This window comes from Pelagicoccus mobilis (assembly GCF_016595505.1).
GTDB classification, from domain to species: Bacteria; Verrucomicrobiota; Verrucomicrobiia; order Opitutales; family Opitutaceae; genus Pelagicoccus; species Pelagicoccus mobilis.
Map to the genome: position 1 here is coordinate 1 of NZ_JAENIL010000118.1, position 4,703 is coordinate 4,703.

Consider the following 4,703-nt stretch of genomic DNA (forward strand, 5'->3'; position numbering starts at 1 on the left):
TCCCCCCTCCCACCCAAAGACTTGCGCTAAATCCCCTCCATCCTTTAAACCACCCTCGTCCCGCTTTTTTCCTACCTAAGCCTTTTCCTATGAGCTCCCTAATCGCAGTCGTAGACGACGATCCCACAGTCAGCCGCAGCCTCAAGCGCCTCCTCATGGCCCACGGCTACGAAGCCGAATGCTTCGAGTCCGCCGCCAAATTCCTAGAAAGCATCAAGCGCCCCGACTGCATCCTGCTCGATATCAACATGCCGGAAATGAGCGGCCTCGAGCTCCAGCTCGAACTCAAGCTCGGCAAGATCAACACCCCCATCGTCTTCCTCACCGGCAGCGGCAAGATCCCCGACAGCGTCCAAGCCATTAAAGCAGGCGCCGTCGACTTCCTCCAAAAGCCCTTCGAAGAAGACGCCCTCATCGAAGCCCTCGAACGAGCCCTCGAAGCAGGCCGCAAACTCACCGAATCCGAGGAGCAAACCTCCCGCACCCGACGCAAGCTCCACGAACTCACCGAAAAAGAGTACGAAGTGCTCACCCACGTCATCACCGGAGTCCCAAACAAAGCCATCGCCGAAGCCCTCGGCTCCTCCGAAAAGACCGTCAAAGTCCACCGCGGACGCATCATGAAGAAGATCGGAGTCACCTCCATCGTCGAACTCGTCCGCTTCGCCGATAGCGCCGGCGTCAAAGCCGCCCAAGCAAGCGACTAAAACGCGAGCCGCGCCTCCCCAACGCTCGCCAACCCGCTAGCGCCCCTATGCCAGAATCCCCCGAAAACTCGGCAGCCGCGAATTCGCTCCAGCAGCAGCCCGACCACCTCAAAGTCGGCAAAGCCATCCTAGCCGTACTCGAAAGCTCGAACGACCTCGTCTACCAGATCACCATCGATCCCCCCATCTCGCTCGACGCCCCCGCCGACGAACAGCTGCGCTCCCTCGTCTACGACTCCCGCTTCACCTACGCCAACGAAGCCATCGCACAAACCTACGGCTTCGAAAAAGCCGAAGACATGCTAGGACTCGAGCTCATCGAGGTCATGCCCCTCGACTACCCAAGCACCCTGCCCACCCTGCGAAAAGTCGTAGAGCTCAACTACAAGACCACCCACCTCGAAAGCATCGAAAGAGCCCTAGACGGCAGCAAAAAAATCTTCGACAACAGCTTCACCGGAGTCGCCCAAGACGGAAAGCTCCACTCCATCGTAGGCATCACGCACGACGTCACCGCCTACCGCCAAGAACAAAACCAGGAGCGACTCCGCCTCGCCGCCCTCGACGCCACCAGCGAAGCCTGCGTCATCGTCGACGCCCAGCAAACCGAGCAGCCAACCATCTACGTAAACGAAAGCTTCACCAAGCTCACCGGATACAGCTTCTCAGACATCGCAGGCCAAAACCCACGCTTCATGCAAGGCCCCGAGACCGATCCGCACACCGCCGATCAAATCAGCCAAGCCGTACGCCAGAGCAAAAAGATCAAGACCGAGATCCTAAACTACCGCAAAGACGGCACCCCCTTCTGGAATACCCTCTCCATCTCCCCCGTAAAAGACGAGTCCGGCGCCACCACCCACTTCGTCTGCATCATGAGCGACGCCACCGAGCAACGCTCCGCCCAACGCGCCCTCCTCCAAAAAGCCAAGATACTCGAAGCCTCCCACGACTGCATCATCTCCACCGACATGCACTGGCGGATCAACAGCTGGAACGCCCAAGCCGAAGAAGTCTACGGCTACCGCGAAAACGAAACCATCGGAGCCAGCATCGAACTCATAATCCCCCCCGCAGAACTCAAAGCCATCCAGTCCGCCCTCGAGAAACGGACCAGCCCCAACGCCTCCGTCCACTTCTCAATCGCCAACCACCGCAAGTCGCAAGAAGAGCTCTTCGTCGATACCCGCGTCAGCCTCGAATGCGGCCAGCACGACACCCCGCTCGGCTACATCATCTGCAGCCGAGACATCACCGACAAGATCCAGTCCGAGAAAAACATCCACTCCCTCAAGTCCGACCTCGCCCACTTCGCCCGCGTCTCCATCTTCAACGAGCTCTCCAGCTCCCTCGCCCACGAGCTCAACCAGCCCCTCGCCGCAAACATGGGCAACGCGCAAGCCGCCCTCCGCATGCTCGAAAACGGCAACGCCGACCTCGACGAGATCAAAGAGATCCTCGCCGACATCGTAGCCGACAACCGACGTGCCGGATCCATCGTCAGCCGCCTACGCTCCATGATGAAAAAGAAATTCCCCGACCACGAGGAATTCTCCCTCAACGAACTCATCCAAGACACCCTCGCCCTCACAAAAAGCGACCTCATCATCAAGCAAACCCAACTCACCCTCGAGCTCCAAGACGACCTGCCCACCGCATTCGGCGACAAGGTCCAAATCCAGCAAGTCATTCTCAACCTCGTCAAAAACGCCACCGAAGCCCCCCTCCCAGACTCCAACGGCATCGCCCAAATCAAGATCAGCACCCGGACCAAGCCCGACTCCACTCTAGTCTGCGAAGTTTCCGACTCCGGCCCCGGCATCGCCGAAGAAAAGCTCGAGCAAATATTCAAAGCCTTCTTCACCACCAAAGAAGACGGCATGGGCATGGGGCTACGCATCTGCAAATCCATCATCGAAGACCACGGAGGCGCCATCACCGCCACCAACCACCCCCAAGGCGGCAGCCTCTTCACCTTCGAACTCCCCCCAGCCCACACCTAATTCCCCTGCAGAGCCTATCGGCGCCCACTTACCCTTCGATATAATCTTCATCATCATCTTAATCTTCATCATCATCTAAAAACCCAAACTCCAGCCCAAGAACACCGCTCTCCGAGCGAGAAGTAGAAGCGGATGAAGAAGAAGACGAAGAGCCTTTTAAGCGCTTAAGTTGACGCCAATGTGCAGCACCGCTCGCTCGCAGCAAGCCGCCCCCGTCACCCGCATAAGACCAAAGTCCCATATCCAAAAACGAGGGGCTCGTGCATAATCCCCGCATCTTAAGAATTTCCCCCTCCCGTGACCGACTCAGACCAACAGTCAAAAAACACCAAGCCCATCGCCATCATCGATGACGACCTCTCGTATTCCAGAGCAACGGAGCGACTCCTCAAAGTCTTCGGCTACAACGTAGTCTGCTTCCCCTCCGCCGTCGACTTCCTCGCCCACCAGGACCATCCCGAGTACCAGTGCCTGCTCACCGACATGCACATGCCACAAATGACCGGCTACGACTTCCTGCAAAAAATCAGGGCAGACGGGAACAAAACCCCCTTCATTTTCATCACAGCTCACAAGATGAGCGAAAGCCAACTCACACTCGCCCAAGGCTTTATTCCCAAGCCCTACGAGGCGGAAAAACTCATCAAAGCAATCGAAACCATCTGCCAATAATGCGCGCCAAAACCATCCAGACTCTCATCTCCGGACTCCTGCTCCTCGCTCTCGGCCTCCTCACAGGCTGCCAGACAGGACCCAAAATTTCCGACGAGCTCAATCCAGACACCGACTTCAGCGCCTTCCAAAGCTTCGCCCTGCTGCCCCTGCCCAAAGACATACCAGGGGCCGATCCCGGCGCCATCCTACGCTACGGCAAAGCCGCCCAAGACGGCCTCCGCGACGCCCTCACCGGCAAAGGCTACACCGAAGCAGAACTCGCCCAAGCCGACATCGCCGTCCACCTGAAGGCCAGCCTCGTCCCCAAAATCGAAATCACCGACTGGGGCTACGACTACGGCTACTACGGCCGCCGCGGCTACTGGGGACGCGGATACCCTTACAGCATGGGCCGCGACATCGACGTCGACTCCTACGACGAAGGCACCATCGTCATCGAGCTCTTCGACAACAAGACCAAGCAACTCGTCTGGGTCGGCTGGGCCACCGGCCGCAAGAAAAGCAAGCCCATGGAGCAAGCAGATCTCAAAGCCCTCATCGCCGAGATCATCACCACCCTCCCCGGCAACCAATAGCCAAAACCCAATTTCCACTCCCAAGGGCGGTCTCACCAAGAGACCGCCCTTTTCGCATCCCCAGGTGGGAGCGTGCTCGTCACGCGATTCCCCTCCCAGCACCCCCGTTGGAGTTCCCGCTTCAGCGGGTCCCCACAAAAAACAAGCCCAACCCCTCCACAAAAACCGGACCCATCGGTGGTCCCCAACAACACTGCAAAATCCCTCCGTGTCCTTCGTGCACTTCGTGGAAAAAAACAACTCCCCGATCAGCCCTCGCCGCAAAGCTCCCCGTCACCCGCATAAGACCAAAGTCCCATATCCAATTATCCAACCCCATGATACAGTGTATCCAGATTCAGAAACAAAGAGGCGGACACGCCACCAACCGAATCGCACAATTTCAAGTTTCATAATTCAGGGTTATATATAGGGGTAGTTAAAACGGCGGTCTCACAGAGACCGCCGTTTATTTTTCAATAGCATAAGGTAGCGGCCGTTGTCCCCAACGGCCACATACACAACCTCATCCCACGATAGGGCCATCACTCGCCACCCCGAATCTCAACGCAAAGTCAGGTCCCCAAAAATCCAATACGACCAAAGTCCTATATCCCCCTTTTCCCGATTAGCGTATAGTTCCAAACAACAAGAGAACAAATCTCTAACACACACAAAAAAAGGAACACTCACATTTATATAAAACAAACAAGCCAATACTAAAAATGAACGTACTAAAAAAGCATAAGAAGACTCTCCTCAAA

General features: G+C 56.9%; 4 protein-coding genes. All 4 read left to right on the forward strand.

The features are described from left to right. Positions 1–89 precede the first annotated feature (89 nt). Complete coding sequence (locus JIN87_RS27595) at positions 90–707, forward strand: response regulator transcription factor (RefSeq protein WP_200359892.1); 618 nt, start codon at positions 90–92, stop codon at positions 705–707. 47 nt (positions 708–754) lie between these two features. Further along, on the forward strand, positions 755–2,710 hold the full coding sequence (locus JIN87_RS27600; protein ID WP_200359894.1) for a PAS domain-containing sensor histidine kinase: 1,956 nt from the start codon (positions 755–757) through the stop codon (positions 2,708–2,710). Positions 2,711–3,007: 297 nt separating this feature from the next. Continuing rightward, a complete protein-coding gene (locus JIN87_RS27605) occupies positions 3,008–3,382 on the forward strand; it encodes a response regulator (protein ID WP_200359896.1) in 375 nt (124 codons plus the stop codon). Further along, positions 3,382–3,960 carry a DUF4136 domain-containing protein gene (locus JIN87_RS27610; protein ID WP_200359898.1) on the forward strand — a complete coding sequence of 193 codons (579 nt, stop codon included), beginning with the start codon at positions 3,382–3,384 and terminating at the stop codon, positions 3,958–3,960. Before JIN87_RS27605 ends, JIN87_RS27610 begins: the two co-directional genes overlap by 1 nt. The last annotated feature ends 743 nt before the right edge of the window (positions 3,961–4,703 follow it).